The organism is Oceanimonas baumannii, from assembly GCF_002245495.1.
GTDB lineage: Bacteria > Pseudomonadota > Gammaproteobacteria > Enterobacterales > Aeromonadaceae > Oceanimonas > Oceanimonas baumannii.
The window spans coordinates 1-983 of record NZ_NQJF01000064.1; the positions used below are offsets into that span (position 1 = coordinate 1).

The 983-nt window shown below is 52.4% G+C and carries 1 protein-coding gene and 1 pseudogene; both read right to left on the bottom strand.

Annotated features, from left to right (window positions below; translation table 11 throughout):
- Positions 1 to 582: pseudogene (locus tag B6S09_RS18920) on the bottom strand (hypothetical protein); the annotation flags it as partial.
- Positions 579 to 983: winged helix-turn-helix domain-containing protein (locus tag B6S09_RS18200; RefSeq protein WP_211281104.1), on the bottom strand; the 405-nt coding region annotated here is incomplete at its 5' end. The gene B6S09_RS18200 and the pseudogene B6S09_RS18920, both read right to left, overlap by 4 nt.

Consider the following 983-nt stretch of genomic DNA (forward strand, 5'->3'; position numbering starts at 1 on the left):
AGATGTGTATAAGAGACAGGGCCGTAGGCCACTACTCGCGACCATCCAGCCCAGTGCAGCACTGACCAGCGCGCTGATCACCAGCCCTATCCAAAACCAGCGTTCAAGCGTCTCGAAGAAAGCCATATGTTGAGTAACATCAAAGATCAACATCACGGTCAATGGCTTGTCTTGCCCTGTCACAATGGCTTGTGCCGTCACTCCTCGAAATACCTGCTCCTCATCTCGCCACTCCCAGACATTGCTGTTTGTGATTGTTCGGTAGTCTTCCGGCACTACGATCGGACCAGGATCAGCAAACAGGAGCTTGCCGTCACCATCGATGATAAGTGCTGTCAAATCACGATGAGCACCAAGCAGCGCCTCCAGCTCGGGCTTAACATCACTGAACTGATCAATGCTATTCAACCCAGTCAAAATTCTTTGCGTCGAGTGAAGCTTTTCGTTCAGCGCCTGCTGATCCAGCATCTTGAAGTGATGCCGGCTAAGGTTGTTAAAACTGAGTCCGGCGACGGTGAGCACAGCTGTTACAGCAAGCATGAACATCAGGCTCATGCGGGTAGTCAGTGACATTCGCTTCATTCCGACCCCGAGTCCGGTGCGTCCAACATGTAACCCATCCCCCGAGAGGCGTGGATCAGCTTGACCTCAAAATCATCATCAATCTTCGCTCTGAGCCTCCTGACCGCGACCTCGATGACGTTGGTATCGCTGTCGAAGTTCATATCCCAAACTTGGGAAGCAATAAGTGACTTGGGGAGAACCTCGCCTCGACGACGGAGCAGCAATTCGAGTAACGCAAACTCTTTGGCTGTGAGATCTATACGTTTGCCTCCACGGACAACCCTGCGCTTGAGCAGGTCAACCTCAAGATCCGCCAATTTCATGTGGGTTTGGGAGGGGGCTGTGCTCCCTCTTCGCAGCAGCGTTCTGACGCGGGCCAGCAATTCAGAAAATGCGAAGGGTTTTATAAGGTAATCGTC